Source organism: Arthrobacter sp. StoSoilB19, from assembly GCF_019977275.1.
Classification (GTDB): Bacteria; Actinomycetota; Actinomycetes; order Actinomycetales; family Micrococcaceae; genus Arthrobacter.
Window position 1 is genome coordinate 3,738,925 of sequence record NZ_AP024650.1, and the last position, 26,925, is coordinate 3,765,849.

The following is a 26,925-nucleotide window of genomic DNA, read 5'->3' on the forward strand; positions in this document are numbered from 1 at the left end:
GATAAATGAAAAGCATCGCCGATGGTCCTCAAGACGCTGCAAACCAGGACGTGCAGCAGGTCGCAGCGCCCAATGCACAGGACTCACAAGGCAAGGTCGCCGAGTGGACATCCGATTGCCTTCTCACACTGCGGAGCCCCATACGCTTCACCCGGGCCGATTGGCCCTAAGCCGCGACCACCCTGTTGAGGGGCGGGCCACCTGGACCACCGGTATGACTCCTTGAAGCCATGCGCCCAACACGGCCAGCGCACTGGACCAGGTTGTTACCTGCCGTTTCAGGCCCGTCCTGCTCGGTGAAGCACCTGCTCCTTGGCGTCGACGCCAGGGGCTTAGCTTGATGCGTCCCGTTCGATTTCTTCGGCGAGGTCATCCACTTCCTCAGGGCGGGCCTCAATGCCTGCTTCCTCGAACCGCTCCTCAAGGACGTGGGTAACATCGTCCTGGACGTGGCCCAGTTGGATGTCGTGGCGGACATCCTCGGCGATGCTTTCAGGCGTCTCAAGGTGCTCGGTTCCGGCCACGATCCCGTCGCTGCCGTCAAAGGGGTCGTTGGCGCCGCCCGCTCCTGAATCAGTCATACTCCATCGTTACCCTTCTCCTTCGGGCGGTAAACCTGCGGAAGGCGCCGAAGGGAGCGGACGACGGCGGGCGCGTCCCGCCGTCGTCCGCTCCCCCTAGGCGTCAGGAGACTTCGGCGAGGATCCCGTCAATGCGGGCCAGCAGGCCCGGCCAGCCGTTGCCCATGCCTTCTATGGCATGGCGGCCCATAGGGGTATCGACTTGGAAGCCCGCGTGTTCGAAGTGGAGGACGGTACCGCCGTCGACCGGTTCGAGCCGCCAGGTGATGGTGGTGTCCAGCTGGCCTTCGGAGAAGAGGAAGCTGATGGAGCTGCCCTCCTCCACGGCCAGGACCTCGCACTGCTGCCGGCCCCAGGCGTCCATGTCCATGGTGAAACGATGTCCCGCCACGGGCGCAATATCGCCGGGCGCCCACCAGCGCGCCAGCAGTTCCGGTGTGGTCAGTGCAGCCCACACCGCCGGGGCAGGGTGCGGGTAGTGGCGTTCCAGCCGGATGGCATTCTCGGTCATGACGGATTCTCCTCGTCCAAAAGGTCTGCCAGCGCGTCCAGCCGCTGGTTCCAGTAGTGCTCAAAGTTCTTTACCCAGCCGCCGACCTCGGCGAGGGCGGCAGGCTGGAGGTGGTACACCCGGTTCCGGCCCTGCCGCTCCTCGCGGACCAGCCCCACCTCGCGAAGCACGGCCAGGTGTTCGGACGCGGCGGGGCGGCTGAGGTCCAGCAGGCCGGTAAGCTCACCGGCCGTCCGCGGTCCCTGCCGAAGCTCGTCCAGGATGGTGCGCCGTGCCGGGTTGGCTACGGCAGCAAAGACATCGGGAAGCACACCTACAGTATATGTCGGAATTTTCCGACGTATCAAGGCGGGTTCCGCTGGGCGGCTCCGCTGGCTCGGGTCGGGCGACGCCTTAGCGTCCTGGCTTCGCCCGCCGTCCCAACCGGTAGCCGGCCCAGAATGCGAGCACCAGCAGCCCGGCGGCCATGATGGCCAGGCCTATCTGGGTCCCCTGGGTGACGAAGGCCGCGCCGTTGGCGCTGAAGGGCGTCTTGCTCAGCGGCGCATAGGCAAACCAGCCGGTGAAGTTGCGGTTCAGGTACGCGATCAGGCAGCCAAGCAGCACCGCCGCAGCACCGAGCACTGGCACGACGGCGGCTGGAAGCTTGCCGCGTTTGGACGGTTGGCGCTCGTCAGGCATGTTGTTTTCCCCCATGCAGGCGAGTCTAGCCGGAGTAGAACTATTGCCGAGAAACCGTTTTCTGGATATGGTCCTTGTCAGCGCTCACAAATGTCGGCGGCATAGTGGCCCCGGTCCTGGGCGCAGTTCATTCCAATGACGGAAGAGAGAACATGCGAAAAAGCAGTACGCACTTATCCATGTCTGCAGCCATTGCCATTGCAGGAGCACTCCTCGTTGCCGGACCGGCAGGAGCTTCCCCAGTTCCAGTGGCGGATCCCACGGCCCAGACCGCCCAGACGCCGCTTGAGCGCCAGATTCTTCCCACTGGAAACGGCTGGGCATCCGAAGGTACTGGAACCACCGGCGGCTCGGCAGCAGAGGCCGCCAATGTTTACGACGTCTCCACAAAGGCGGAACTGTTGGCTGCATTCGCCACCGGCGGCAACCAGCCCAAGATTGTCCGTGTTCACGGCAGCATCGACGCCAACACTGCCGCGGATGGTTCGCCACTCACCTGCGAAAGCTACGCGGACGGCACGAACTACAGCCTGGCGCAATACCTCGAGGATTTTGATCCGGCAACCTACGGCCGGGACCGCAAGCCGGAGGGCCCGCAGGAGGACGCGAGGCGCCTGGCCGCCGCAAAGCAGGCGAAGACCATCCGGTGGGACATCCCAGGCAACACCACCATCGTCGGTGCCACTCCCGGCAGCAGCATCACCGGCGCAGCCCTTCGCATCAACGGAGCCAGCAATGTCATCGTCCGTAACCTCACCCTGCGGGACGCTGCCGACTGCTTCCCCGCGTGGGATCCCACAGATGGCACTGAGGGGAACTGGAACAGCGAATACGACCTGCTGCAAGTCATCAACAAGGCCACGCACGTCTGGATCGACCACTCTGCTTTCACGGACGCCCCCAGTCTCGACAGCTCCCAGCCGCTCTACTTCGGCCGCCCCTACCAGGTGCATGATGGCGCCGTCGATGTCACCAACGGATCGGACCTGGTAACCATGTCCTACAACCGGTTCTCCGACCACGACAAGCTGCTGCTGATCGGCTCCACCGATTCGCCCACGCGCGGGGACCCCGGCAAACTGCGGGTCACCATCCACCACAACGTCTTTGAAAATGTGGGCCAGCGCGCGCCACGCGTCCGGTTCGGCCACGTGGATGTGTACAACAACCACTTCAAGGTGACCGAAGACAGCGCCATCCCCTACGAATACAGCCTGGGCGCCGGGTTCAGCTCACACCTCTACGCGGAGGCGAACGCCTTCACGCTTCCAGCCGGCGTTGATGCGGCAGAGATCATCGGCCGCTACAAGGGAACGGCCATTACCACCACCGCCAATGCAGTCAATGGCAAGATCACCGACATTCGCGCCGAGTACAACGCCGCCGCGGCGCCCGCAGACCAGCTGGCCGAGGACACGTCCTGGCTACCTGCCCTGCGCACCCAGGTCCACCCGGCCCAGGCCGTGCCGGCACTGCTCAAGGACTCCACGGGCCCGGTCTTCACGGCCGGAGGCGACCTCTGATGGCTGCCATCCTGCCCAGCCGCCGCAGCGTCCTGACAGCGCTGGCACTCACCGCCGGCGCCGCAGCCTTCCCTGGAACGGGCATGGCGGCGGCCTTCGCCCAAGCTGGCCCCGACCCCACGAAACCCCGCAACAGGCCGGTCATCTTCGTGGTCGGGGACTCGACGTCGTCGGCCTACCAGCAGTCCGAGCGCCCCCGCGCCGGTTGGGGCCAGGCCCTGCCACTCCTGTTGGGGTCGCAGGCAACCGTCTTTGATTACGCATGGTCCGGCGCCTCCTCGAAGAGCTTTGCCGACGCCGGGCTGCTGGACCAGGTGCTGACCTTGATGCAGGCGGGCGATTACCTGCTGGTCTCCTTCGGCCACAATGACGAAAAGGTGGCGGACCCAGCGCGCGGAACGCTCCCGGACACCACGTTCAAGGAGTACCTGGGCAGGTACATCGACGGGGCCAGGGCACGCGGGGGAAAACCTGTTCTGGTCACCCCGGTGGAACGCCGCCGCTTCGACTCGTTCGGCAATGCGAAGGACTCCCACGGAGCGTATCCGCAGGCTGTCCGGGAGCTTGCCGCCGCGTCCGGCACTCCTTTGGTGGACCTCACCGCGTCCTCGAAGCAGCTCTGGCAGCAGCTGGGGCCGGAAGGAACCAAGTCGCAGTTCCTTTTCCTGGCTCCCGGCGAGCACCCGCAGTACCCTCAGGGTTCGGAGGACAACACGCATTTTCAGGCCGCCGGCGCGGTGGCGGTGGCCCGCCTCGTGGCACGTGAACTGCAGTCCAAGGAGATCGTCCCGCCGGGCTATTTCCAGAACATCGATGCCGTCACGGAACCCCTGCTCGACATGTACTGGCCGGCCGAGCGGCCCATCGACGTCCCGATGACGCTCGACGTCGGACCCGGCAGGACGTTCGCTACCGTACAGGCCGCCGTGGATTCCGCGCCTGCGGGGAGCCTCCAGCGGGCCGTCATCAGGATCCAGCCCGGCACCTACCGCGAAGCCGTGCGGGTTCCGGCTGACAAGCCGCGGATCTCCTTCATCGGCCAGGGCGGACGTCCCGAGGATGTGGTGCTGGTCTTCAACAACGCGTCCGGCACCCCCAAGCCGGGTGGCAGCGGGAACTTTGGCACCTCCGGCAGCGCGTCCGTCCGGATCGACGGGCCGGACTTTGTGGCCCGGAACCTGACCATCAGCAACGATTTCGACGAGGCAGCCAACACGGGGATGAAGGACCGCCAGGCCGTGGCGCTGCACATCACGGCGGACCGGTCGGTGCTGTCCAACATCAGGCTGTTGGGCAACCAGGACACCCTGCTGGTCAACTCACCGGCTGCAGGCGTCCAGGCCCGTTTCTACTTTGACGGCTGCTATGTGGAAGGCGACGTGGACTTCATCTTCGGCCGCGGAACGGCCGTCTTCAGAGGCTGCGAAATCAAATCCCTGGATCGGGGTTCCACCACCAACAACGGTTACGTGACGGCGGGCAGCCAGGACCTGTCCATCCCGCACGGTTACCTCTTCGACCAGTGCCGGCTGGTGTCGGACGCGGCGAGGGACACCGTCCATCTCGGCAGGCCGTGGCATCCCAGCGGCGACCCGAAAGCCGTTGCCCAGGTCCTGGTGCGGGACTCCTGGCTTGGCGCCCACATCTCCGGCACGCCGTGGACGGACATGAGCGGCTTCTCCTGGCGCGAGGCGCGGTTCCATGAGTACAACAACCACGGCCCCGGCGCGCAGGTTACCCCCGACCGTCCGCAGTTGCCCGCGGCTGAGGCGGCCAAGTACACGGCCAGGACCTACCTGCAGGGAAGTGACGGGTGGGCGCCGCAGCTCGCTGGTTCAAGGGCGGATTGCAGCGTGGTGCCTGCCGTTTAGTCCCGGGACGGGAAAGCCCGGTTCCGGCAGGGGAGCCGGGCTCTCGCAGCTTGCACGTCTCTCAACCTGGATGAACTGGCTCCCCTGTACTCCCGGTTCAGGGGTGTTGTCGTCTTCATACTCCGTAGCGTCCGCGAGGCGGCGCCCCGCAATGTACCCAAAGGTCAGCGCGGGGCCCAGGTTGATTCCGCCAGCCGGGTAGTGCCCACCCATGACCGAGGCCTGGTCGTTGCCCGCAACGTAAAGGCCGCTGATGGGCTGGCCCTGCGTATCCAGGACCCGTGCGTGATGATCGGCTGCGAGTCCGGCAAAGGTACCGAAGGATCCGGGGACAATTTTCACTGCGTAGAAGGGACCCTTTTCCAGGGGACGCAGTGAAGGGTTGGGGGTGTTTCCGGGGTCGCCGCCGTACCTGTTGAACTCGGTCTCTCCGCGGTTGAAGTCGGGGTCAATGCCCAGGCGGGCATTGGCGTTGAAGGCTGACACTGTGGCCGTGAGCCCTTGTGGATCAATCCCGCATGCTGCCGCCAGTTCCTCGAGGGTGTTGCCCTTCTTGAGGTAGCCGGACCGTATGTACGGGAAGAGAGGCACCGGCAGGGGTTTCGCCATGCCCAGGGGGAACTTCCGCACGAACGCGGCATCGGCGATTTGCCACGCCTCTACGGGCTCACCCTCGGGGGTCGCATTGAGCAGGCCTTCAACGTAGTCGTAGTAGCCGTTTGCCTCGTTGACGAACCGCTTGCCATCCCGGCGGACTCCGATGCTGCCCGGCTTGGCACGGTCCATGATGTGCGGAAACGTACCGGTCCGTCCGTTCCGGTACGGGACCAGCGACACCGGGCACCATGCAGCGGGCGACGCGACATCGGTCTCGAAGCGTGCCCCAATGGCCTGGGCCATGGTGATGCCGTCCCCGGTGGTTTCCTTCGGTGCCAGTGTCCAATGCTCCCGGCCCGTGGGGTTCCCGGGGAACAGCGCCTTGCGCCGGGAGATGTCATTGGGGAAGCCGCCTGCGGCCAGGACGACGCCGCGGGAGGCATTGATCTGCAGCTCACCTTGCGGGGAACTTACGACGGCGCCCGTCACCGTGCCGGAACCGTCGGTAAGCAGGTGCTTGGCCGGGGTGGAGACGCGGATTTCCACCCCCAGGACATCTGCCGACTTCAGCAGGCGCCCGGTGAGGGCCGTGCCGTTGACAAGCTGCATGTTCCGGCGGTGTGTGAGGAGGTCCAGGAGGTGGAAGCCCACCCGCCAACCTGCATGGACGATGCCCCTGATGTTGCCCCGGGAGGCGGAGAGGAACTTGGTCAGGTCAGGACCCGCCATGATCCCCATTCCAAGGAACGAGGTTTCGTAGAGCTGGTGGCGCATCTTGGCGCGCAGCTCTGGCTTGATCCGGCGGGCGTTCATTGGCTTGGGCCCCACTGAGCGGTGGCCGGCGCCCGCGCCCGGGGTGTTGCCGTAGATGTCCTTGATCTTGGTTCCCGGCACGAACTGGAGGCTTGTCTTGTTCTGGAAGAAGCCAACCATGTGCGGGACCGCTTCCAGAAAGGCCTCTACCCGCTCCTCCTGATAGTTCCGGCCGAGACAGTGGCGCAGGTACGTACGGAACAGTTCCCGGTCCTCGGCGACGCCGTCGGCCTTGGCCAATGGATTTCCCGGCGTCCAGGCCCACCCGCCGGACCATGATGTGGCCCCGCCGCAGACCTCGGCTTTTTCCACCACAATGACCTTTAAGCCGTGGTAGGCAGCCGTGACGGCGGCGGACAGTCCGCCGGCCCCGGAGCCGACCACCAGGACGTCGCAGTCTATCGTCGGCAGGGCAGATGAAGGTGTTGTTGATGATGCAGTCATTTCGGTGCTTTCTTAATGGAAGAAGGTATCGGAGTCCAGGCGCGGCGGCGCGCCTGTCTCCAGGGCGTCGATGGCCTCAAGCTGTTCCGGTGCCAGGGCAAAGCCGAAAACGTCCAGGTTCTCGCGCTGGCGTTGGCCGTCCGCGGACTTCGGCACCGCCACCCGGCCGTGCTGGACATGCCAGCGCAGGACAATTTGGGCGGGGGTTTTGCCGAGCTGCCGCGCCGGTCCGGTCACCGCAGGATGGCCGAGGAACTTACCGTTGCGGCCCAACGGGCTGTAGGCGGCAGTGACTATCCCGTGCCGACGGTGCCAGGCCAGTTGCGCCGGCTGGCCGTGCTCGGGGTCCACCTGGACCTGGTTCAGCGGGACGGCAAGGCCTGCGTCCTGAACGAGCCGTAGATGCGCCGGCTTGAAGTTGGAGACGCCCCAGGCCCTGATGGAGCCGTCATTGACAAGTTCCTGCAGTCCTTCGCAGGCTTCGACGAACCTCCCCTGGGTTGGGTTGGGCCAGTGAACCAGGAACAAGTCCAGGTAGTCGACGCGGAGCCGCTTTACAGCCTCGCCGAAGGCATCACGCACTCCGCTGCGGCTGTGCCACCGGCTGTTGAATTTGCTGGTGAGGAAAAGGTCTCCGCGCCCGATACCGCTGCGGCGGATCCCCTCCCCCACGGCTTCTTCGTTGCCGTAGTTCTCGGCCGTATCGATATGCCGGTAGCCGTTGCCGATGGCCTGCTGCACCGCCGCTGCGGCGCCCTCACCAGTCAAGGGCCATGTTCCCAGGCCGACGAGCGGAATGCGCACACCCGGCGTAAGCTCCGCCGTCGTGATCTCGCTTGTGGTGGCGCTCATGTCGCGGCCACCGCGCGGACAGAGCTGTTCGGCTGCCTGCTGCCGGCCTGCGCCAGCACAGTGTCAACGCCTGCCTTGAGCCTGCGTGCCCAGCCGAGCTCGCCAAATTCCGCCACGCGCCGGTCCGAGGGCACCTCCGCACTGACCGGAAGTCCGGGCGGCACCGCGGCAACCGCCTCCGCAAGGCCGAACCCGCCCTCGCCGGGAATCCCGCGCTCAGACCGCGACTCTACGACCAGCGCCTCACGGCTGACCGGCTGTGCTGCCGGCCCGTCGCACAACTGCAGGAGCGGCACGAGGTCCGCGTTGGCGCGCAGCTCCTTCCACTGGGCGGCCGCGCCCGGACCGCTGCAGCGGTTGAAATGGAGGGTATCCACCACGATCCCGCAGCCCGCCTGTCGTGCGATGCCCGCTGCATGGGCGATGGAGGCGACCGGCTGGTAGGAGATCGCCTCCAGGGTGGGTGTGATGCCGAAACTTCGACCGTCCTCGGTCATCCGCGCCAGTGTGTCCGTCAGGCGGGTGCTGTCCGGATCGCCGCCGGCCACCGTCAGGGAACTGGCACCGAGTGCCTGGCCGGCTTCCATCATCCGCAGCCACGCGTCGCGCTGGTCGCTTCCGTCAAGAAGCAGGAATTCGATGTCCCGTACGCCGACGCCCGTGTCCTGGATCCGGGCCAGCGTTTCGCGCAGCATCGGTGAACCGGGCTGCAGCTCGTAACGCCGTTCGGACGGCGTTACGGGCCGGACCCGGACGCCGACGAAATCAAAGCCCGCCCGGGCTGCCACGCCCACAAGTTCAGGCGGGGCCGTGTTCAGCAGGGACAGCTGTGCCAGGCCGATGGGCCTGTGCGCATTTCCGGTCATGACGATGCTCCGTTCAGGCTCAATTCGGTGTTTGCGGCGGCGCTGGACGCCAGCAGCCCGGCGATCCTCTGCGCTGCGTCATAGCCGCTCTTGACGGCGTTGGAGGCAATGGCCGGGGCCTGGTCCGCCACGGTCCCGGCCAGCGTCACCGGCACGGTGGCCTGGCGGCCCAGCTCTCCGTCCCGGATCCGCGCCGGGACGGACCCGTCAAGCGGAACCACGGAGCGCGAAACCAGGAGCGGTCCCGGCGCGTCCAGCCACTCCCCCTCGGGAGCCAGGCCCGGACCGCTGATACGGACCCGGCCGCCGTCGTACTCTTCAATCGTCGAGCCAAGCCGGATCCGTACCCGTGGGTTGGCCTCAAGCCGGGGCACGGCCAGGATCTTGGCCCTCCGCCCGGATTCCGGCGCGATGGCCGCCTGCGGGCCCACCAGGAGCACAGCCGTCCCCCTGTGGGCCAAAGTGTCAGCGACGCTCATGGCGACGGAGTCCGCTCCCCAGATGGTCACGGCATCAGGGACTTCACTGTCTGACGGACTGGCGCCGAGAACCTCCGGGTGCTTGGCGAGCCACTCGCGGACATCCAGAACGTTGGCGGAGTCTGCCCCGGTGAATCCTGCCGCGGGTCGGAGACCCCCCGTTGCCAGCACGACGGCGTCTGCTTCCATGCCGCGGACAAGGTCGTCCAGGCGGCCGGTATTCACGTGGACCCCCAGCCGGACATCGATGCCCAGCCGTGTATTCTCCTCCGCGGACCATTCGGCAAAACGGTGGAAGTCCGGCGTGGACTTCATCCGCTCGGCGAGGGCGAACTGACCGCCCGCGCGGGCGCCGTCGTCGAGGACGGTCACCTGCGCTCCCGCTTCAGCAAGTTCCCGGGCTGCCGTAAGGCCCGCAGGGCCGGCACCCACCACGACAACGCGGGATCCTTCGCGAACGGCAGGTGTGGGAACGGGAACGCGGGAACGTCCCACGGCCGGGTTAACGGTGCAGGTCACCTGGCCGAGCCCCAGGTTGTCGATGCAGACGTTGCAGGCGATGCAGGGACGGTAGCGGCCGCCCTGGAGGACGCCGCCGACGAAAGCCGGGTCGGCGTGGATGGCGCGGGCAAGGCTGACGAAATCGCAGGTTTCCTCCCGGAGTACTTCTTCGATGATGGCCGGGGAGTTCAGGCGCCCCGCCATCCCAAGGGGCAGGCCGAACTGTCGGTACGCCTTGGCGTAGTCAGCGAGGATTCCAGGCTTCCATTCGCCGGATTGCACAATCCATTCGCCGGCTTCATAGCTGCCGGCGGAGAGGTCCAGGAAGTCCAGGTGCTCCAGGTGGGCCCTGGCGATGATGGCCACCTGCTGCTCGGCGGTGATGCCGTCCGCTGGACCTTCAACAACTGACACCCTCATGCCCACAATGGTGTCCGGGACAGCCGCCCGCACTGCATCGATGACCAGGTTCATGAAACGTTCCGGGGCGGCGAATTCATCCGTGCGGTGGTTGGAAATGGGCGACATGAACTGATGGATCAGGTAGCCGTGGGCGCCGTGGATGTTGATGACGTCGAACCCTGCTTGGACCGCCCGGCGGGCGGCGTGGGCGTAGGCTTCCGCCAGGTCGTGGCACTCTTCCACAGTGAGTTCACGCGGAACCTCGCCGCCGGCCACCTCGCACGCCACCGGTGAGGGCGCCACGTTCCGGAGACCGGACACGGCGGCCTGGGCGGTGCGCCCACCATGGTTGAGTTCGACGGCGGCCAGCGCGCCTTCCGCGTGCAGGGCGTCCGTGAGTCTGCGCAAACCCGGGATCATGGCATCACTGTGCAGGCCCAGCTGGTGGGTGCGGCCCTTGCCGTCGGCGCGGACATACGTGGCCTCGGTGGTGACCATCCCCAGCCCGGCCTTGGCGCGGGTCACCAGATAGTCGATGTACTGCTCGGTGATCCGGCCGTCGGCGGTTCCGTAATTGCGTTCCATGGGAGCGGAGGCGAGGCGGTTACGGAGAGTTTTTGGGGTGCGGCCGTTGCGGCCCAGGGTGAGCGGACGGGCGGCGTGGCGTGTGTTGGATTCCATGACGTTCCTTAGCCTGCAACCCGAACACGGGGCAGGGTATCTGACGGCAGTTGGGTGAAGTGGACGGATTTGCCGGTACGGGACGATTCGTAAACCGCCAGCAGGATCCGCAGGGCCTTCGTGGCGTCCCGGCCTGTGATGGCCGGTTCGCCTCCTTCACGGACGGCCTGGACAAAATCCTTGACCTGGGAGGTGTGGTGGGGGATGAGTTGGCCATTGATCCTTTCCAGGGGAACGTTCCCCTGCATTCCTTCCGGGTAGGCAGGCTCGGTGCTGACCGTCCCGGATACTGCCCACAGGTCCACCCGCCCGTCGCTGCCTTCCGGGAATTCGGTGAGGGACGCGGAGGCACCGGTCTCCCCCGTGATCCTGACCTGCACGCCAAGGCTCGGGGACACCGCCGTCGACGCTTCAAGGGTGGCCATGGCACCGGAGGTGAAGGTAATGACGGCCGTCGCTGAGTCCTCCACTTCGATGTGCCCGCCGTGCTTGTAGGTGGTGATCTTCCCGTAGACCTCTGCCACATCTCCCATGAACCACTGCAGCAGGTCGATGTAATGGATGGCCTGGGTCATCAGGACGCCGCCGCCGTCGTTGGCCCACGTTCCGCGCCAGGCATCCCGGGAGTAGTACTCCGGTTCGCGGTACAACATCACCGAGCATTGGCCCATGATGGGCCGGCCCAGCGTGCCGTCGTCAATCGCTGCACGGATGCGCTGCGCGGCAGGCCAGAACCGGCGTTGGAAGAGGACGCCCAACTTCACACCGGCATCCCCGCAGGCCTTCACCATCCGCTCAGCCGATGCCAGCTCAATGGCGATGGGCTTTTCGCAAAGAACATGGACCCCTGCCGCAGCGGCCTGCAACACCACATCCTCATGGGTGGGGTGCGGCGTGCAGACGGAGATGATATCCAGGCCCAGGTCCAGGAGCTCCCGGACGGTGTTCACTGCCGCCGGGATCCCCCACGCCCCGGCAGTGCCACGCGCACGGTCCAGGTCGATGTCGCAGACCCCGGCGATGGTGACGTGGTCAAGGGCGCGAAAGGCCTCCAGGTGGTTGCGGGAGATTGCGCCGCATCCTGCGATTCCAATCCGGAGAGGGCGGGCGGTGGGAGGTGGTGCGGTGTTCATCGACTGGTGCCGTCTTTCTGGTGCGGTGGGAAAGTGTGTGGGTCCGGGCGGCCGGCTGGTTCCGGCCTAGTAGGTGGCGCGGCCGCCGGACAGGTCGAAAACGAAGCCAGTGGTGTAGGAGGCCGCCGGCGAAATGATGAATTGGATGAGCGAGGCCGCCTCGGCGGGCGTGCCGAACCTGCCCATCGGGATTTTGGCGGCCTGGGCTGCCTGTTGTTCTTGCGGAACTTCGGCGAAGAGCGGGGTTACAACGTTGCCCGGGGCGAGGGCGTTGACGGTGACCCCTGACAGCGCAAACTCCTTGGCGAGGGACTTGACCAGGCCCAGGATCCCGGCTTTGCTGGCGGAGTAGGCGGCCATGTTGGCCACGCCTTCCTTCCCGGCTGTCGAGGAAATGTGGAGTAGCCGGCCGTAGCCTGCTTCTGCCATTCGCGGCAGGACGGCCCGGGAGACGATGAACGCCCCGGTCAGGTTGATCCTGATGATGCGTTCGAAGTCTTCCACGGACATGTCCGCCGCAGGGGACACGGGACCCAGGATGCCGGCGCAGTTCACCACCGCGTCGAGCCCTCCCATGTCCTCCGTTGCGGCGGACACGGCCGCAGCAACGGACTTTGGGTTGGTGACGTCCATGGCCAGTGACGAGGTCCCGGCTTCTCCGGGCCAGGTGGCCGAGGGCAGGTCGGCGCCGACCACCGCCGCCCCGGACGCCCGAAGGCATGACGCCGTCGCACGCCCGATGCCGCTGGCTGCCCCGACCACCAGGCAGCGGGACCCGGTGATGGTGGCCGGTGCCTGGCGTGTCATCGGCTAACCGCCCGTCGGAAGTTGGCAAGCATGCGGTCAGCGTCTGCGGGAATCCCGGTGAAGAGTTCGAAGGCGGCGGCTGCCTGGCCAACCACCATGCGGCCGCCGTCAAGTACAGCGCAGCCCTTGCCACGCGCTGCCCTGATCAATTGGGTTTCGAGCGGCCGGTAGACCACGTCCGCCACCCACAGGCCGGGGTGGATGAGGTCCGGATCCACCGGTGTACCGGGGTGGCCTGTCATGCCGATGGGCGTGGAGTTCACCAGCCCGTCGGCCTCCCGGAGGCTTCCGGCGATGGCATCCGTCCCGCTCACTGACAGCTGGCTGCCCGGGAAGTGCCGGGCGAGCCTGGCGGCGAGATCTTCGGCCCTTGCCGGTTCAATATCAGCAATGACCAGGTTCCTGGTTCCGGCGCTGAGCAGCCCGAAGGCCACTGCCGCACCGGCTCCCCCGGCACCGATCTGAACCACCGAGCCGGTCGTTGCGGTCGGAAGGCCAGCCCGGAGACCGCCGATGAAGCCCACGTGGTCCGTGTTGTGGCCCACCGCCCTTCCGTTGTGGAAAGTGACGGTGTTGACGGCACCGAGGATCCGGGCTTCGGGTGAGAGTTCGTCGAGGCCGTCCTGCACCAGTTGTTTGCTCGGATGGGTGATGTTCAGGCCGTCGAATCCGAGGTCTGCTGCGCGCCGCACCAGTGCCGCGGACCGCTCTGCGGGTTCTCCGATGACGTCCAGATCGATGACTCGGTACGTGTAGGAAAGGCCCAGGCTATCGGCTTCCGCTTCATGCAGGGCCGGGGTCAGTGAGCCGCCGATCCCCGATCCGAGCAGTCCGACGACAAACCGGTGGCCGGTATCGGCTTCACGTGGTTGGAATGACCACAGGCCAGGCAGCGCGAGCTGGCTCATGCCTGCACCTTGGCGGTGGCTGCCGCAGGAATGGCGGACGACGCCGGGTGGCGTGCCAGGTCAGACTTCTTGAGTCCCAGCTGGGCAGTTGGAGTCTTGAAGGTCTCGGGTGCCATCAGCGCAGCGACCGCGGAGATGGCACAGGCCACCGCGGCGAAGGTTGCGACCGGCACCCAGTTGGCTTTGTCCCCACCGATCAGCAGCTCGGAAATGACCGGGGCGAATCCGGCCAGGAGCAGTCCGAACATGAGGCTGATGGCCATGCCCGAGTACCGGACCCTGACCGGGAACTGCTCCGGGAAGTAGGCGGGGTAGATGGAGTTGGTGGACGTGTAGGCGACACCGATCAGCAGGATGCCGGTGAGGAAGATCAGCGGGACGTTCGCGGCGGAGAGGGCCATGAAGAACACGTAGATCATGCCGATCTGCAGCAGCAGCCCGGAGACGAAGACGGGTTTGCGGCCGATCCGGTCCGACAGCATGCCTGCCAGCGGACCCATGGCGACGGCGGCAAGGTTCGCGACGGCGATCACCGTCAGCATGAGTCCCTTTTCCACGCCGACCACCGAGGTGGCGTAGGAGAGGGCGAAGACGTTGATGATGGTGTTGATGATGGTGAACAGCGACATTGCCGTGACGCGGATGACGGTTGCCCAGTGATGCCGGAACAGCGTAACAAGCGGTACCTTGACCACTGCGTCGTGCTCTTTGACTTCCTCGAAGACGGCAGGCTCTTCGAGGAGGCGGCGGAGGATAAAGGCGATGACTGTGACTACTGCGCTGGCGAGGAAGGGGATGCGCCAGCCCCAGGAGAACAGCTGGTCTTCGGGCATGGATGCCACCGGAATAAAGACGAGGGTGGAAAGCACGATGCCGAACATGATGCCGCTCATCGTCCAGCTGGTGTAGAAGGCGCGCTTCCCGTCAGGGGCGTGCTCAAGGGTCAGTGAGCTTGATCCGGGTGATTCGCCGCCCGCCGAAAGTCCCTGCACAAGGCGAAGAACCACGATGAGGATGGGCGCTGCCATCCCGATTTGGCTATAGGTAGGCAGGCAGCCGATGAGGAAGGTCGAGGTACCCATTAGCAGCAGGGTCAGGAGCAGGACCCGCTTGCGGCCGAACTTGTCGCCGAGGTGCCCGCAGACCACTGCTCCGAGCGGGCGGGCGATGTAGGCGACGCCCACCGTTGCAAAGGACAGCAGCATGGCGGAGGGGCCGGGCGCGAAGAACAGCTTGCCGAAGATCAGCGCTGCCGCGGAGCCGAAGATGAAAAAGTCGTAGTACTCAAGTGCGCTGCCCACGAAGCCGGATACGGCCGCGATTTTCGCGTTGTTTTTGGGGCGTGCTGGAGCCGATGTCGACACTGACATGGAGTTCCCTTTCTTGTGGTTCGCCGCTTGATGCGGCTGCTCCATCCAGTGTGGCTGTCATCACTTAGCTAGTCCACGACTAAAATGATCTATCACTATGCTGCTATTCCACTAAGTGGAGTTAGGTGCCGTCAGCGGGGAATCTCCGGAAAGATCTCTTCGACAACTCCGAGCACAGCGGCCAGGACGGCTGAATCGTTCTCCGCCGACCACGCGATGGCATGGTTCATGAAATGCGGCGGGTCATCCAGGGCCACGTATGTGGCTCCGGAGGGAATGATGCCCGCTATCCCGCTGCTCATCAGGGTGACCCCCACACCGGCGGCGACGAAGGTCAACACCATGTAGGGGTCTGACAACTCCTGGACGATGCGGGGACGGAATCCCGCCGCCTGGCAGGCCGCGAGCATCACGTCGGTCATTGACGATGAGCCATCCAGCGGCGGGGAAATGAAGTCGTCGGTTGCCAGTGACTTCAATGGGATGGACTGTTCCTGGGCCAGCGGATGGTCCAAAGGAAGTACCGCGCCGACTTCCTCACTGGCAACCAGCCTGGTCATCACCGACGCTGGCGGGGATTCGGGAAGGCCAACGAAAGCAAGGTCGAGAGCGCCCTTCGCGACGCTGGCCAGTCCATCAGCCGTTCGGACCCGGCTGGTGAGGTCCATCTTGATGTCGGGATAGCGACGCCGGACGGCGCGGGTGAGCGGCGGAAGAGTGAGATGGTTTACGGCACCTGAGAATCCAATCCTGATGTTGCCACGGACGCCCGCCTCCTCGGTCTGGGCCGCCTCCCGGGCAAGGCGCATTTCATGGAGCACACGGTACGCCCGCGGCAGCAGGGCATACCCTGCCGGTGTGAGGGCTACGCTTCTGGTGTTGCGTTCAAAGAGACGCGTCCCCAGGTCCGCCTCCAGCTTCCGGATGGTCTGGCTCAGCGGCGACTGCGAAGTGTGCAGGCGCTGTGCGGCACGGCCGAAATGCAGTTCTTCGGCGACCGCAACAAATGCTTCCAGCCAGCGGATCTCTGTCATATCTTCAGAATTTACTCTTTCGTGCCTATTGCCGTGGGCGCGCAGCTTTCGCAGACACCGGCGCTCCCCCATGCGCAGGAACCTGGCCGGGCCCCAAGGACCGGGTTTAGGCTGGGCGGATGTTGACCATCGGAACCATCGTCCTCGGCGTCAACGACGTTGCCGCCGCCGCCAACTTCTGGAACGCCGCCATCGGCTACGTCCCGCGGGAACCTGGCGACGACACGTGGGTGACCCTCGTGCCGGCGTCGGGCCCTGGCGCGGAACTGTCCCTCCAGCTCAGCGAAACGCCCGTCCAGGACCACCCGCGGATCCACCTGGACCTCTACGCGGATGACCAGGCTGCGGAGGTTGACCGGTTGGTCTCGCTGGGCGCCCAGCGGGTGGACTGGGACCTGTACCCGGATGACCCGGACTTCGTGGTCCTGGAGGATCCGGACGGGAACCGGTTCTGCGTCATCGACAAAAGCCCGCGATAGCGCCGTCACCGGAAACAAGCCCGCCGCCGGCACCACTACTTCCCGCGCGACACTGTCAACGCCGGCTACCTGCGGGAGAGCGGCAAAAACACCTTCTGGCGCGGCGTCACCATCGGAGGACTGGCAGTCAGGCAGGAAGGACGACGGCGGGTGGGCACCCGCCGTCGTCCTTCCTGCTTTGATCCCGGCCGTCAGCAGCGGGCGGCCGGGCTAGGAGTTCCGGCCGCCCGCGCGCCTGTCAGCGCTGGTTCTTGCGCGGCTTCACGATGTTGAGTATGCCGCTTTCATGTTTCGCTTTTTTGTCGGCCCGTTTTTCAAGAATCGACTTGCCGACCTTTTTGGCAGCGGAGCCCCTGGGAGATTTTCCGGACATCGGAATCACGCCTTTCCTTGCTTGCGATACCCGCCACCCTACGCCGTTTTATTTATTTATCCAGCCCTCCCAAAATCGCCCCACGCAGCCGCCTCCACCTGCCCTGCGGCGGGGTCTGGTCATTTTCGGAGCGGAGTACAAAAACATTAAATTGATGATTCTGCTGATTTGGGCATGGCGCCGAAATTTCCGAAATTGCCGCAGGAAAACCACCCACTCAACGCCAGAATTCAGTGAGCTGCGGGGCCAGCTTTTCACCGTGGCTGAACCCAGCCCGGGCCGCGGCCGGACGAAGTGACAGATCCATGGCGTTGGCGCCAAACATGTGCTCGGAACCGCTGTCCGGGAAGACCGTTTCCACCCTGCTCCCACCTGCAGTCAGCTCCGCCATCTGCGCGGTGAGCTGCATGCCCCATTCGAGCGGCATCCGGGTCCTGCCGCCAAAGGGCGAAAGCACCAGGACGCGCCCGTGCCCCGCGGCAAGGTCGGCGTTCTCGTTGCGCCGGTAGCCGCCGTCGATATAGCGCCTGTCCCCGATCCCGTAGGCGAACCCGCTGGCACAGCTGGCGGCGACGGCGTCCACCAGGTCCACGCCGCTGTTGCGGTCGAAGACGGCCGGTTCGCCGGTGCGGGCATCGACCGCCGTAATGAGCAGCCTGTGCTGCGGCCACTCCCGGATTGGCAGCCGGCTGGCGACGGTTTCGCGCCACCGCCCGGTGGCGTCATGCGCGGAAGCGAGGTCCAGCGCCAGCGCGCCCATCCTGCGGCGCATGTCGGCTGGATCTGCAGCTGAGGCGATGATCCGGTCAGTCCGCTCGAGGTGGTCGGACACCGGCCTGGCGGGACTCACCCCAGCAGCTGCTCCGGCCGGAGCCGTTCGTTGCTGCGGCGCAGCGTCAAGGACGGCCGCATAGAGTTCGGCGGGAGGGGCGCCGGCGATCTGGGCTGCAGCTGTTGACCCGGCGGAGGTGCCGATGACCAGCTCGGCGCCGGTCGCGTCCAAACCGGCATCCGCCAGCCCGGCGAGGACGCCGATCAGCCATGCATTTCCTGTTGAGCCGCCGCCGCCAAGGACCAGTGCGCGCCCGGAAGACACCGCGGAGGTGCCGTGCGGAGTTAAAGAAGGTGTTGAGTTCATGGGAGTCGCCCTTCGCGAATTGCCTGATTCGGCGCTCCCGGTGGCGACTAGTTCAGCCGCTCGATCGTGGACTGCGGGGAGCGCCCATTGCGGATACAGCATTCATGGGTCTCACCTCCTGCGGCCTGGTCACAATCATGGGAATCTTGGCACACCTGCGGGGCCGGGCGCAACGGGTAAATTTGTAGCGATGATTTTGATTGAGCGGGACAGCCCCGCGCGTGATGACGTCCGTCTGCTCCTGAGCGAGCACCTGGCGGACATGTTCGCCACCTCGCCCGCTGAAAGCGTCCACGCGCTGAACCATTCCGCGCTGTCCGCGCCGTACATCTCGTTCTGGACCGCACGCGAGGACGGCGCGCTGCTGGGGTGCGGCGCCCTCAAACTTTTGCCCTCCCCCGCCGGCGCCGCAAGGCACGGCGAGATCAAGTCGATGCGCACCACGGCAACGGCGCGGGGACGGGGTGTGGCCACCCTCATGATTCGGCATATCCTTGAGGACGCCCGTGCCCGGAACCTTGGGCACGTCTTCCTGGAGACCGGAACAGAGGATTACTTCGCGCCCGCACGGCGTCTCTACGCCCGGCACGGTTTCACCGAGTGCCCGCCCTTCGCCGACTACGTCCTGGACCCCAACAGCGTGTTCATGGAGCTGAGGCTCCAGGCGTAGACGCCCCCTTACCGCGGAAAGTGTTTGGGGGCGCCGCTGGATTCGCGGGGAATGAGCGTTGGAAGGGATTTCCGTATGCGCGGTTCCTTTCCGGGATTCATAATGAGGTCGATCGCGGTGGCGGCGATCTGGTCCAGGGGTACCCGCACGGACGTCAGGGGCGTGGAGAGCCTGGCAGCCAGGGGGATGTCGTTATAGCCCACGAGGGCCAGGTCTTTCCCTATCTCGATCCGGTGATGGTGCGCAGCGGCAATGACCCCCATGGCAATGTTGTCATTGGCTGCGAATATGGCTGTGGGTCGGTTTCCCGCAGTGTGTCCAAGCAGGGTTTCACCTGCCGAATATCCGTTCTCGATGCCGTATCCGGCCGCGATCAGCCATTCTTCGCGCGGCTGTATCCCTGCTTCGCTCAGTGCTTTCCGGGCTCCTGCCAGGCGTGCGGTTCCGGTTGATGTGAAGGCGGGACCGGTAACAACAGCAATGTCACGGTGACCGAGGTCGATGAGGTGGCGTACGGCGAGGTAGCCACCAATCTCGTCGTCTCCGAGCGCGGAGGGGCTGATACCGTCGGTGCGCAGCACCAGCGCATGGGCTACCCGGCGCTCACGCAGCCGCCGGGGGAGTTCGTCATCGAGGCGTGCCGTGGCGAGAATCAACCCGTCGACGTTTCTGTCCAGGAGTGTTTCGGCTGCGCGTCGTTCATCCTCAGGGTCATCCCCACTGGTAGCGACCATGGCGAAGTAGCCGCGGGAAGAGGCGGCCTTTTCGAGTTCTTCGAACATCAGGGCCATGACGGTGTCGCTCAGGCGGGGGACCAAGACACCCAACGTCCGGGTCTCGCCGCGGCGAAGACTTGAGGCGAAGGAGTTCCGCCGATAGCCGAGCTCCTCAGCGATTTTCCGGACGTGTATTGCGGCCGCTGAACGGGACGGGGTGCGTTCATCCAGGGCCCGGCTGGCCGTGGAGATGCTGACGCCACTGGCAGCTGCGACGTCCTTCAGGGTAACGATCTCAGCCGGTAAGGCCCGTTCCATCGCGGTTCTCCTCTTCAGCAAGGGTGTAACAGACACTCTATTCCTCCAACTTGCAAACGTTCCCTTGACAGTGAGCTGCGACACGTGCAAACTTGAAAACGTTCCTGCAAACGTTCCCATACTAGCGGAACTGCCAACTATCAAAGAAGAGAAGAAGGTAGCTGTAATGACACTCGATCTCCGCGGACTCAGCCCCGCACCTGTCACCCCGTTCACCGAAGATGGCGCTGTCGACTTCGCTGCGATCCAGCGTCTGGGTTCGTGGCTCGGATCGATTGAGGGCGTGAAGAGTCTCGTCGTCTTGGGCCACGCCGGCGAAGGCACGTTCCTTACCGAAGAGGAGCAGCTGGACGTCATCCGCGCGTTCGTGGCGTCCACCGACGGCCGCATTCCGGTCGTGGCGGGCATCACGAAGGAGGGCAACAAGACCGCGGCCCTCGAGGCCAGGAAGGCCGTCGAGGCCGGCGCGTCAGCTGGTCTCGTCTACCCCTCGCACGGGTGGCTGCGCTTCGGATACCAGAAGGGTGCCCCGCAGTCGCGCTACCAGGAGATCTACGAAGAGTCCGGCCTGCCGCTGATCCTCTTCCAGTACCCCGATAACACCAAGGCGACCTACGACCTCGACACCCAGCTGGAGATCGCCGGCCAGGAGGGCGTCTTTGCCACGAAGAACGGTGTCCGCAACATGCGCCGGTGGTACACCGAGATTCCCGCACTGCGCGCCGCGTACCCCGAGCTGCAGGTGCTGTCCTGCCATGACGAGTACCTGCTCCCGACAATGTTCGATGTCGACGGTCTGCTCGTCGGCTACGGCAACATCGCCCCCGAACTGCTCGTCGAACTGATCGAGGCCGGCAAGGCGCAGGACTACAAGCGTGCCCACGCCATTCATGAGCGGCTGCTGCCAGTGACCAAGAACGTTTACCACCGCGGCTCCCACATGGAGGGCACCGTCGCCTTGAAGTGGGGCCTGGTGAACCGTGGCATCCTCGAGCACGCCACAGTGCGCACCCCGCTCCTTCCCCTGCCGGAAGGCGCCGAGACCGAAATTGCGGAAGCCTTCGCCGCCGCAAACATCGGCAAGGTCACCGCCACTGTCTGATCCACGGATCCTGAGGATGGCGGGGACAACTCCCGCCATCCTCCCCTAGGCTTTTGCCATCTCCACTCTTGGTCAATGAGGACCCCAGCACCGCGCTGGAGAAGGAGGACTCGCAATGCGCGAGCCGAACAACACCACCACCATGGCTGGCGGCCCCAACGCCGCCCGGATAAATGCAGAGCTCGTAGCCCGTCTCGAAAGGCTTCCGCTCACCCGGCGTCTGACCCTGATCCGCGTGATCATCGGGTCCGCCACGTTCTTCGACGCCTACACCGTCCTGGCCATCGCCTTCGCCATGCCGCAGCTGTCCACGGAATGGCACCTGACGGCCGGGGAGATCGGGATGATCCTGTCAGCCGGATACGTCGGCCAGATCTTCGGCTCACTCTTCTTTGGCCAGCTGGCCGAAAGGATCGGCAGGCTTCCCGTCCTGCTCATCACCATCCTGCTCTTCGTCTCCATGGACGTCGCCTGCCTGTTCGCGTGGGGCGCCGCGTCGATGATCGTCTTCCGCTTCATCCAGGGCATTGGAACCGGTGGTGAGGTCCCGGTGGCCAGCGCCTACATCAACGAATTCGTTGGAGCGAAAAAGCGCGGCAGGTTCTTCCTCCTCTACGAGGTCATCTTCCCCGTGGGCCTCATGTTCGCCGGCATCGCCGGGTACTTCCTTGTCCCGGTGGTGGGCTGGAAGGCGATGTTTATCGTCGGCATCGTCCCCGCCCTGCTCACCATTCCCATGCGCTGGCTGATGCCCGAATCCCCCCGCTGGCTCGCCTCCCGGGGACACGTCAACAAGGCAGACATGGTTGTCACCATGCTGGAAAATGAAGCCCGAAAAGCAGGCCACGCCCTTTCCGAGCCCGTTGTGCGCCCCGTGGACCCGAAAGCGACCGCCCGGACCGACTGGCGCGAACTCTTCTCAGGCATCTACCGCAAACGCACGCTCATGATCTGGATGCTTTGGATCTGCGTCTACATGGTCAACAACGGCCTTATCACCTGGCTCCCAACGCTCTATAAGCAGACCTTCAACCTCCCGCTTCAGGCCAGCCTTGCCTACGGCTGGGTGACATCGGCAGTAGGCGTCGTGGCGTCCATCCTGTGCGCGCTCCTCATCGACCGCGTGGGCCGCAAGCGCTGGTACTCATGGGCATTCCTCGCCGCTACGGTCCCGCTGGTAGTGCTCACCGCCCTCGGCGCCGTCTCCGCCACGCAGGTTGTGGTGTTCGCCAGCATCGCCTACGCCATCCTCCAGACCATCTCGTTTTCCCTCTACCTCTACTCGGCCGAGCTCTACCCGACGCGTCTCCGCGCCATCGGCACCGGATTCGGAAGTGCCTGGCTTCGGGCAGGCTCCGCGATCGGGCCCATCCTGGTCGGCTGGATCGTGGACAATTACGGGGTCAGCTACGTCTTCACGGTCTTCGCCGCAGTCGCGCTCATCGGTGGACTGGTCACCATCTTCTTTGCCATCGAAACCAAGGGCCGGGTCCTCGAGGAACTCTCGCCCTGACCCGCACCACAACCACAAAAACAAGGAAACGTACGACGCCGGGCGGGCACCCGCCGTCGTACGTTTCTGTTTGCCAGGTCTACAACTGGCCGGTGGGGCCGCTGTCCTTGACTTCGCCACGCCAGCCTCCGGTTTCGGTGCCGCGCGATTCAACGAAGTCCTTGAACTTGCGCATGTCCGCCTTGACCTGCATCTTGTCGATCTTCAGCGCCGCGCCTGCCTTTTCGGTGACGGTTTCCGGGGCCCATTCGAAATGGACTTTGACCTTGGTGTGAGTAGCGTCCAGCGGCGTGAACCTGACGATACCGGCATGCGACTTGCCGTCGACGCTGCGCCAGGCGATCCGGTCATCGGGCTCCTGGTCGACAATTTCAGTGTCGAACTCCCGCCTGACGCCACCCACCTTGGTAACCCAGTGGTTGGTGGTGTCCGTCAGCTGGGTTATCGATTCCACTCCGGACATGAACCGCGGAAAGGATTCGAACTGGGTCCACTGGTTGTAAGCGGTACCCACCGGGACGGCGACTTCAACGGTCTCTTCAACCTCTTCGAAGTGTTCCATCTGCTTCCTCCTTATGACGGACGGCCGCAGCGACAGACCGGCAGCACTGGCCTTCCTGCCAGTCAGGCAGCCGCCACCCCAGCACGATAAGTCCGGCAGCTATCTGTGTCCAGAGCCTTGGAATTCCCAAGCGGACGACGGCGGGTGGGCGCCCGACGTCGTCCGCTTCCGGTTGGTGCCTACCCGCTGAAGGCGACCTTTTCCCAACTCAGGACGTCCTCACCCGTGGCGCTGTTGCCGGCCACAGTGAAGCGCACATAGTCCACGGCGTTGTTGGCGCCGTCCACGGTGATGCGCCGCAGGTTGTCCGCTGGGGCCGAGCCGTAGATGCCCAGCCACGGCGATCCCGCGGCGAGGGGCTGGTTCTCCGCGAAGACGTGGCTGTCACCGTTGATGAGGTAGACCGGTGCGTCGAAGTGGTTGGTTTCCTCGACGATCGCCTGCACGATCCCGCGGAAGCCGGAGACGGTTTCGGGATTGGCGGTGGCGTCGGCCAGGAGGAAAGGGTCGAACATGTCGGCCTGCTGCATGAGCACCACCGCGCGCTCATTGCTGCGCCTGGCGTCGGCGAAGGTCTGGTGGATCTGGGTGATGACGGCGTCCGTCCGGTGCTCCACCTCCGCCAGCTGCTCCGGGGTGGGTTCTGTCTTGCCCAGGCCCGTCCACGGCAGGAGGGAGTTGTTGCTGCCCTGGACGTTCAGGACGGAGAAGGCCACCCGGTTCTTGGTGAAGCGGACGTCCTCGGGCAGGCCCAGGTTCGCCTGGGACTTCACCGGCATGGTGGCGCCGAGTGTCTTGCCGGGCTGGTTGAAGAAGACCTCCCGCAGTTTGTCCAGACGTTCCAGCGGGTTGTAGGCGCCGTTGTTGGCGCGGTGGCAGTCCACCCATTCGTTGTCGCCAGGCGTGTAGACCAGCGGGTGGGTGAAGGTGTCGAACTGGGAGCGGATGTAGGAGAAGTACCCGTCGGAGCAGACGGAGGAGCCGTTCTTGATGTCGCCCACGTGTGCTACAAACTTCAGGTCCTTGTCGGCGTTGAGGTCCTGGATGCGGGACGGGAACTTGGCGATCTCGGTTGCGCCGTAGGGGATGTCGCCGATCGCGGCGAAGGTGAAGGCCTGGTTGTTGTCGCTGCTGCTGTCCGCAGCCTGTATTCCGGCGAATGCGGGCTGGGACGCAAGGAGGCCAAGCGCCAGGGTGAGTGCCGCCGTCGTAATTTTCAAAGTCTTTGTGGGCATGTGATTGCTCCTGTTTCTGCTAAATGCCTAGGCGCCGCGGGCGGTGAGGAACTGCTGGAGGCCGGCGAGGTCGTCGGTGTTGATGTGGTCCACGCCGGCGTCGGCCAGTTCGGTCCAGACGGCGTCGCGGGCGGCGCCGGGCTGGTCCGGGGTGGCCCAGAAGCGGACGCGGTAGCCGTTGGCGTGGGTGGCAACGAAGGCGCGCAGCTTGGTCCGCTCGGATTCGGGCATGGGGCCCACGCCCTGCCAGGTGAAGAGCTTGGTCCAGTTGTCGCTGACCAGGGGCATCAGGGCGGCGGGGAGGCCTGAGGCGAGGTCCGTAGAGCGGCCGTCGTAGAAGCTGAAGCGCTGGGTCTGTGCCTGCATGGTGGCCAGTGGGCGGTTGCCGCTGATGACGGCGGTCACCGGGCCGGTCTTGACGTTGCCGTTGGTGTAGCGGCTCATGATGCCGCGGTGCTCGGACAGTTCCTGTTCGACGGCGGCGTAGGTGGCCTCGCCTTCGCTCTTGATGTCGATCAGGAGTTGGAGGCTGCCGTCCCACTGGGGGTAGACGCTGTGGCCGGGCTGGCTGCGGACCAGGTCCTGGAGCGGGTCGAGGTAGAGGCTCTCGAGCGTGACGCCCTGCTTGGCGTCGGCGAGGTCGTGGGCCACCCGCAGTTCGCCGTCCACAAGCCACACGTCCGCCTCGACGCTGGTGAAGCCGTGCTCCAAGGCGTCGAACAGGGGCCGGTCATGCTCGTAATCATTGTGGGCGTGTGTCCCGGCAAGCGGCTGGCCGACGACGACGGGAGCCGGCCTGGGTGCCTCAGCCGGGGCTTGAGTCTGCGCCTGGGCGGGGGCTACGGCTGTCCCGGCAAGGGAAGCGAGGATGGCGACGGTGGCGAGGGTGCTTTTCACGAACACGGAGTACTCCTGGTGCGTCGGGGATGTCTGCCCGGCCGGGGTGTGACGGGCGGAAGGGTGCCCGAACAGCTTGCTGTGCCTGCTGGAACGGTTTGGAGCGCTTTGGTTGATGGTGGGTAAACGGAAGGGAACAACAGGCCGGTCCCTACAGGACCGGCAGCCTGCTTCCAAGACCGGCACGGATGTCTACTTCACTTCCAAGACCGGCACGGATGATTGCTCCACGTGGCGCCGTGGTTGGACGCGGTCCTGGCTGTGCCGGGGCGCACACCAACGGAGCACGCCGACGGAGAGCATGAATACCCCGGCTATGACGCAGCCAGATAATCCACGCATACTGCTTCCAAGAGGCTGCCTTCTCCGGGCAGGAAGCCCGGCGGCCACAGTGACGGTTCCCGGTCCGGTTGTTCGGCGTTGTATTGGCGCCCGGTGGGCGAGATCCAGCCGGGTGGTTCGTTCCTGGCGGCTGGTCCGGGGCTCCAGCCCGTTCGGTGCTTGAGCCTGTGGTGCTTGGGGCACAGCTGACCCAAGTTGCTGATTCCGGTAGTTCCGCCATGTTCCCAGGCTGTGAGGTGGTCTGATTCATTATCCAGGCTGGCGTTGCTGCAGCCGGGAAAAGTGCATTTTCCATCGCGCATCCGCAACCACCGCTTCAGTGATTCCGGGAGGCGGTAGCTGGTCCGGCTGATTTCCAGCGGTGCCCCGTCCCGGGGATCCACGAGGACCCGGTAGAACGAGCCGGCACCTTCCGTGACGAGCCTTCGGGCCATCGACGCCGGGATGGGTCCGTAACCGTCAAGCTCTGCGGGCTCGTCCGCGGTTCCGAGGAGTGAAAACACCGGCACGGTGACCAGCACGTCGGCTTTAAGGGAGGGCGCCGCGCCAACTGCCTGGGCTGGATTGCCCAACAGCAACCCCGCAGCCACATCCGCCCTGAGCTGGGCAAGCGTCCGCGGTTCATCCGGGCCCTGCAGGCCGCGGGCCATGGCGGACATCCTGTTCCAGACCGCGCATGCCGTGTCCGCCCGCATGTACAGCGAGACCCATGCCATTCCGTCCCGGTCCAGGGAGTACTCCATCCGCCGGTCCCCTGCGCACTTCGCGTGCCTCGAATCCAGGGACTCCGGGTGATGCCGTTCCCGCCAGGAACGGACTTTCCGACGAAACCGGGCCGGCACCAATTCACCAGCAGCGGCTCCCCTGGCCGCGTTCGGTGCCTCCGGGTCAAGGAAGTGAGCTTCCAATGAAGCGGTCGCAGCGGGGTTGAGGCCAGAGGTTTCGTCCACAAGGATCCGTGCGTGCTGCCAGGAAATGCTTCCGTCCTGGAGCGCATCCAGCGTCGACGGCAAAGAGCTGGTCAGCGCCTGGGCTTCCCCCAAAAGTGCAGACGCGGCACGTTCACCGATGGTGAGGACGCAGGAAACCTCTGCCACCAGGCTCATTTCCCGCGCCGACGATTCATAGGCACTTTGCGCCGGCCCTTCCAACGCCTCTGATGCCTCTGCGTAACCGGCCAGCAATTGGACCTTCGCCGCGGCTGTGGCAGCTTCGATCCGGGCCACCACCGCCAGGCCGTCCAGGCAGGACTCGGAAAGTTCCCGCAGAGGATCATGGCCAGCCAGGCCGTCACCACGAGCCGACGCTTCCGAGGAACGGGCAAGGACTCCGGCCATCTCGTTCACCAGTCCGGCCAGGGAGGTGACGGCAGCCGGCAACCCGGCCCTGCGTCCCGCGTCCACAACCGCTCCGGTTTCCATACCCAAATGCTGTCACTGGGGTCTGACAATTCGAGTTCCGATTCAACCTGTCCACCGTGCTGAGGCAAGCGATTGTGTTCATCAGGACATCGGCGCCCACATCTC

26 protein-coding genes are annotated in these 26,925 nt (G+C 65.2%); 6 read left to right on the top strand and 20 right to left on the bottom strand.

All coding sequences use genetic code 11. From position 1 onward, the window contains the following. Positions 1 to 332: 332 nt before the first annotated feature. The 4 genes from LDO86_RS17300 to LDO86_RS17315 form a co-directional block, all read right to left on the bottom strand. A complete protein-coding gene (locus LDO86_RS17300) occupies positions 333 to 581 on the bottom strand; it encodes a hypothetical protein (RefSeq protein ID WP_018770639.1) in 249 nt (82 codons plus the stop codon). A 103-nt stretch (positions 582 to 684) separates the two neighbouring features. Next, a complete protein-coding gene (locus LDO86_RS17305) occupies positions 685 to 1,092 on the bottom strand; it encodes an SRPBCC domain-containing protein (protein WP_018770640.1) in 408 nt (135 codons plus the stop codon). After that, positions 1,089 to 1,403, bottom strand: coding sequence for a metalloregulator ArsR/SmtB family transcription factor (locus LDO86_RS17310; protein WP_018770641.1), 315 nt, complete (start codon positions 1,401 to 1,403; stop codon positions 1,089 to 1,091). The genes LDO86_RS17305 and LDO86_RS17310 overlap by 4 nt, the downstream gene beginning before the upstream one ends. A gap of 82 nt (positions 1,404 to 1,485) precedes the next feature. After that, positions 1,486 to 1,788, bottom strand: coding sequence for a hypothetical protein (locus LDO86_RS17315; RefSeq protein WP_018770642.1), 303 nt, complete (start codon positions 1,786 to 1,788; stop codon positions 1,486 to 1,488). Positions 1,789 to 1,952: 164 nt separating this feature from the next. Between LDO86_RS17315 and LDO86_RS17320 the strand changes: the two genes are divergently transcribed. Then, positions 1,953 to 3,296: a polysaccharide lyase family 1 protein gene (locus LDO86_RS17320; protein ID WP_043425184.1), complete on the top strand. Its 1,344-nt coding sequence runs from the start codon at positions 1,953 to 1,955 to the stop codon at positions 3,294 to 3,296. Then, a complete protein-coding gene (locus tag LDO86_RS17325; protein ID WP_018770644.1) occupies positions 3,296 to 5,167 on the top strand; it encodes a pectinesterase family protein in 1,872 nt (623 codons plus the stop codon). Before LDO86_RS17320 ends, LDO86_RS17325 begins: the two co-directional genes overlap by 1 nt. Here the strand turns inward: LDO86_RS17325 and LDO86_RS17330 are convergent. From LDO86_RS17330 to LDO86_RS17370, 9 genes are all read right to left on the bottom strand, one after another. Continuing rightward, positions 5,132 to 7,021 carry an FAD-dependent oxidoreductase gene (locus LDO86_RS17330; protein ID WP_051081408.1) on the bottom strand — a complete coding sequence of 630 codons (1,890 nt, stop codon included), beginning with the start codon at positions 7,019 to 7,021 and terminating at the stop codon, positions 5,132 to 5,134. The two genes, LDO86_RS17325 and LDO86_RS17330, sit on opposite strands and share 36 nt — an antisense overlap. A gap of 12 nt (positions 7,022 to 7,033) precedes the next feature. Further along, on the bottom strand, positions 7,034 to 7,873 hold the full coding sequence (locus LDO86_RS17335; protein ID WP_018770646.1) for an aldo/keto reductase: 840 nt from the start codon (positions 7,871 to 7,873) through the stop codon (positions 7,034 to 7,036). Next, a complete protein-coding gene (locus LDO86_RS17340) occupies positions 7,870 to 8,739 on the bottom strand; it encodes a TIM barrel protein (RefSeq protein ID WP_018770647.1) in 870 nt (289 codons plus the stop codon). Before LDO86_RS17340 ends, LDO86_RS17335 begins: the two co-directional genes overlap by 4 nt. Next, positions 8,736 to 10,802: an FAD-dependent oxidoreductase gene (locus LDO86_RS17345; RefSeq protein ID WP_018770648.1), complete on the bottom strand. Its 2,067-nt coding sequence runs from the start codon at positions 10,800 to 10,802 to the stop codon at positions 8,736 to 8,738. The genes LDO86_RS17340 and LDO86_RS17345 overlap by 4 nt, the downstream gene beginning before the upstream one ends. An 8-nt stretch (positions 10,803 to 10,810) precedes the next feature. Then, the gene (locus LDO86_RS17350) at positions 10,811 to 11,935 is read right to left on the bottom strand and encodes a Gfo/Idh/MocA family oxidoreductase (protein WP_018770649.1); all 1,125 of its coding nucleotides are present in this window, start codon (positions 11,933 to 11,935) and stop codon (positions 10,811 to 10,813) included. Positions 11,936 to 12,001: 66 nt separating this feature from the next. Further along, positions 12,002 to 12,742 carry an SDR family NAD(P)-dependent oxidoreductase gene (locus LDO86_RS17355; RefSeq protein ID WP_018770650.1) on the bottom strand — a complete coding sequence of 247 codons (741 nt, stop codon included), beginning with the start codon at positions 12,740 to 12,742 and terminating at the stop codon, positions 12,002 to 12,004. Continuing rightward, positions 12,739 to 13,650 carry a shikimate dehydrogenase gene (locus LDO86_RS17360; RefSeq protein ID WP_018770651.1) on the bottom strand — a complete coding sequence of 304 codons (912 nt, stop codon included), beginning with the start codon at positions 13,648 to 13,650 and terminating at the stop codon, positions 12,739 to 12,741. Before LDO86_RS17360 ends, LDO86_RS17355 begins: the two co-directional genes overlap by 4 nt. Further along, the gene (locus tag LDO86_RS17365) at positions 13,647 to 15,020 is read right to left on the bottom strand and encodes an MFS transporter (RefSeq protein WP_018770652.1); all 1,374 of its coding nucleotides are present in this window, start codon (positions 15,018 to 15,020) and stop codon (positions 13,647 to 13,649) included. The genes LDO86_RS17360 and LDO86_RS17365 overlap by 4 nt, the downstream gene beginning before the upstream one ends. Positions 15,021 to 15,151: 131 nt before the next feature. Beyond that, the gene (locus tag LDO86_RS17370; RefSeq protein ID WP_018770653.1) at positions 15,152 to 16,054 is read right to left on the bottom strand and encodes a LysR family transcriptional regulator; all 903 of its coding nucleotides are present in this window, start codon (positions 16,052 to 16,054) and stop codon (positions 15,152 to 15,154) included. A gap of 119 nt (positions 16,055 to 16,173) precedes the next feature. Here LDO86_RS17370 and LDO86_RS17375 point away from each other — a divergent pair, with 119 nt between their 5' ends. After that, a complete protein-coding gene (locus tag LDO86_RS17375) occupies positions 16,174 to 16,533 on the top strand; it encodes a VOC family protein (protein ID WP_018770654.1) in 360 nt (119 codons plus the stop codon). A gap of 238 nt (positions 16,534 to 16,771) precedes the next feature. On the opposite strand, the gene LDO86_RS17380 is transcribed toward LDO86_RS17375, so the two are convergent. Continuing rightward, positions 16,772 to 16,915: a hypothetical protein gene (locus tag LDO86_RS17380; RefSeq protein ID WP_155845608.1), complete on the bottom strand. Its 144-nt coding sequence runs from the start codon at positions 16,913 to 16,915 to the stop codon at positions 16,772 to 16,774. 208 nt (positions 16,916 to 17,123) lie between these two features. Then, the gene (locus LDO86_RS17385) at positions 17,124 to 18,044 is read right to left on the bottom strand and encodes a patatin-like phospholipase family protein (protein ID WP_026265980.1); all 921 of its coding nucleotides are present in this window, start codon (positions 18,042 to 18,044) and stop codon (positions 17,124 to 17,126) included. A gap of 190 nt (positions 18,045 to 18,234) precedes the next feature. On the opposite strand from LDO86_RS17385, the gene LDO86_RS17390 reads away from it, so the two are divergent. Then, positions 18,235 to 18,714 carry a GNAT family N-acetyltransferase gene (locus tag LDO86_RS17390; RefSeq protein WP_018770657.1) on the top strand — a complete coding sequence of 160 codons (480 nt, stop codon included), beginning with the start codon at positions 18,235 to 18,237 and terminating at the stop codon, positions 18,712 to 18,714. 8 nt (positions 18,715 to 18,722) lie between these two features. On the opposite strand, the gene LDO86_RS17395 is transcribed toward LDO86_RS17390, so the two are convergent. Then, on the bottom strand, positions 18,723 to 19,748 hold the full coding sequence (locus tag LDO86_RS17395; RefSeq protein ID WP_018770658.1) for a LacI family DNA-binding transcriptional regulator: 1,026 nt from the start codon (positions 19,746 to 19,748) through the stop codon (positions 18,723 to 18,725). A gap of 166 nt (positions 19,749 to 19,914) precedes the next feature. Here LDO86_RS17395 and LDO86_RS17400 point away from each other — a divergent pair, with 166 nt between their 5' ends. Beyond that, a complete protein-coding gene (locus tag LDO86_RS17400; protein ID WP_026265982.1) occupies positions 19,915 to 20,850 on the top strand; it encodes a dihydrodipicolinate synthase family protein in 936 nt (311 codons plus the stop codon). Positions 20,851 to 20,965: 115 nt separating this feature from the next. Beyond that, positions 20,966 to 22,363: an MFS transporter gene (locus LDO86_RS17405; RefSeq protein WP_018770661.1), complete on the top strand. Its 1,398-nt coding sequence runs from the start codon at positions 20,966 to 20,968 to the stop codon at positions 22,361 to 22,363. A gap of 79 nt (positions 22,364 to 22,442) precedes the next feature. On the opposite strand, the gene LDO86_RS17410 is transcribed toward LDO86_RS17405, so the two are convergent. The 4 genes from LDO86_RS17410 to LDO86_RS17425 form a co-directional block, all read right to left on the bottom strand. After that, positions 22,443 to 22,925, bottom strand: a complete 483-nt coding sequence (locus LDO86_RS17410) for an SRPBCC family protein (protein ID WP_018770662.1) — start codon at positions 22,923 to 22,925, stop codon at positions 22,443 to 22,445. Positions 22,926 to 23,104: 179 nt separating this feature from the next. Continuing rightward, positions 23,105 to 24,160 carry a hypothetical protein gene (locus LDO86_RS17415; RefSeq protein ID WP_018770663.1) on the bottom strand — a complete coding sequence of 352 codons (1,056 nt, stop codon included), beginning with the start codon at positions 24,158 to 24,160 and terminating at the stop codon, positions 23,105 to 23,107. 27 nt (positions 24,161 to 24,187) lie between these two features. Continuing rightward, positions 24,188 to 25,063: a phosphatidylinositol-specific phospholipase C/glycerophosphodiester phosphodiesterase family protein gene (locus LDO86_RS17420; protein ID WP_018770664.1), complete on the bottom strand. Its 876-nt coding sequence runs from the start codon at positions 25,061 to 25,063 to the stop codon at positions 24,188 to 24,190. Between the two features lie 308 nt (positions 25,064 to 25,371). After that, positions 25,372 to 26,820 carry an HNH endonuclease signature motif containing protein gene (locus LDO86_RS17425; protein ID WP_018770665.1) on the bottom strand — a complete coding sequence of 483 codons (1,449 nt, stop codon included), beginning with the start codon at positions 26,818 to 26,820 and terminating at the stop codon, positions 25,372 to 25,374. Positions 26,821 to 26,925 lie beyond the last annotated feature (105 nt).

Excerpts from the sequence above, each read along its gene's own strand:
- LDO86_RS17300 (WP_018770639.1), bottom strand. The coding sequence starts at position 581 with ATGACTGATTCAGGAGCGGGCGGCGCCAACGACCCCTTTGACGGCAGC.
- LDO86_RS17305 (WP_018770640.1), bottom strand. The coding sequence starts at position 1,092 with ATGACCGAGAATGCCATCCGGCTGGAACGCCACTACCCGCACCCTGCC.
- LDO86_RS17315 (WP_018770642.1), bottom strand. The coding sequence starts at position 1,788 with ATGGGGGAAAACAACATGCCTGACGAGCGCCAACCGTCCAAACGCGGC.
- LDO86_RS17320 (WP_043425184.1), top strand. The coding sequence starts at position 1,953 with ATGTCTGCAGCCATTGCCATTGCAGGAGCACTCCTCGTTGCCGGACCG.
- LDO86_RS17325 (WP_018770644.1), top strand. The coding sequence starts at position 3,296 with ATGGCTGCCATCCTGCCCAGCCGCCGCAGCGTCCTGACAGCGCTGGCA.
- LDO86_RS17330 (WP_051081408.1), bottom strand. The coding sequence starts at position 7,021 with ATGACTGCATCATCAACAACACCTTCATCTGCCCTGCCGACGATAGAC.
- LDO86_RS17335 (WP_018770646.1), bottom strand. The coding sequence starts at position 7,873 with ATGAGCGCCACCACAAGCGAGATCACGACGGCGGAGCTTACGCCGGGT.
- LDO86_RS17340 (WP_018770647.1), bottom strand. The coding sequence starts at position 8,739 with ATGACCGGAAATGCGCACAGGCCCATCGGCCTGGCACAGCTGTCCCTG.
- LDO86_RS17345 (WP_018770648.1), bottom strand. The coding sequence starts at position 10,802 with ATGGAATCCAACACACGCCACGCCGCCCGTCCGCTCACCCTGGGCCGC.
- LDO86_RS17350 (WP_018770649.1), bottom strand. The coding sequence starts at position 11,935 with ATGAACACCGCACCACCTCCCACCGCCCGCCCTCTCCGGATTGGAATC.
- LDO86_RS17355 (WP_018770650.1), bottom strand. The coding sequence starts at position 12,742 with ATGACACGCCAGGCACCGGCCACCATCACCGGGTCCCGCTGCCTGGTG.
- LDO86_RS17360 (WP_018770651.1), bottom strand. The coding sequence starts at position 13,650 with ATGAGCCAGCTCGCGCTGCCTGGCCTGTGGTCATTCCAACCACGTGAA.
- LDO86_RS17365 (WP_018770652.1), bottom strand. The coding sequence starts at position 15,020 with ATGTCAGTGTCGACATCGGCTCCAGCACGCCCCAAAAACAACGCGAAA.
- LDO86_RS17370 (WP_018770653.1), bottom strand. The coding sequence starts at position 16,054 with ATGACAGAGATCCGCTGGCTGGAAGCATTTGTTGCGGTCGCCGAAGAA.
- LDO86_RS17375 (WP_018770654.1), top strand. The coding sequence starts at position 16,174 with ATGTTGACCATCGGAACCATCGTCCTCGGCGTCAACGACGTTGCCGCC.
- LDO86_RS17385 (WP_026265980.1), bottom strand. The coding sequence starts at position 18,044 with ATGAACTCAACACCTTCTTTAACTCCGCACGGCACCTCCGCGGTGTCT.
- LDO86_RS17390 (WP_018770657.1), top strand. The coding sequence starts at position 18,235 with ATGATTTTGATTGAGCGGGACAGCCCCGCGCGTGATGACGTCCGTCTG.
- LDO86_RS17395 (WP_018770658.1), bottom strand. The coding sequence starts at position 19,748 with ATGGAACGGGCCTTACCGGCTGAGATCGTTACCCTGAAGGACGTCGCA.
- LDO86_RS17400 (WP_026265982.1), top strand. The coding sequence starts at position 19,915 with ATGACACTCGATCTCCGCGGACTCAGCCCCGCACCTGTCACCCCGTTC.
- LDO86_RS17405 (WP_018770661.1), top strand. The coding sequence starts at position 20,966 with ATGCGCGAGCCGAACAACACCACCACCATGGCTGGCGGCCCCAACGCC.
- LDO86_RS17410 (WP_018770662.1), bottom strand. The coding sequence starts at position 22,925 with ATGGAACACTTCGAAGAGGTTGAAGAGACCGTTGAAGTCGCCGTCCCG.
- LDO86_RS17415 (WP_018770663.1), bottom strand. The coding sequence starts at position 24,160 with ATGCCCACAAAGACTTTGAAAATTACGACGGCGGCACTCACCCTGGCG.
- LDO86_RS17425 (WP_018770665.1), bottom strand. The coding sequence starts at position 26,820 with ATGGAAACCGGAGCGGTTGTGGACGCGGGACGCAGGGCCGGGTTGCCG.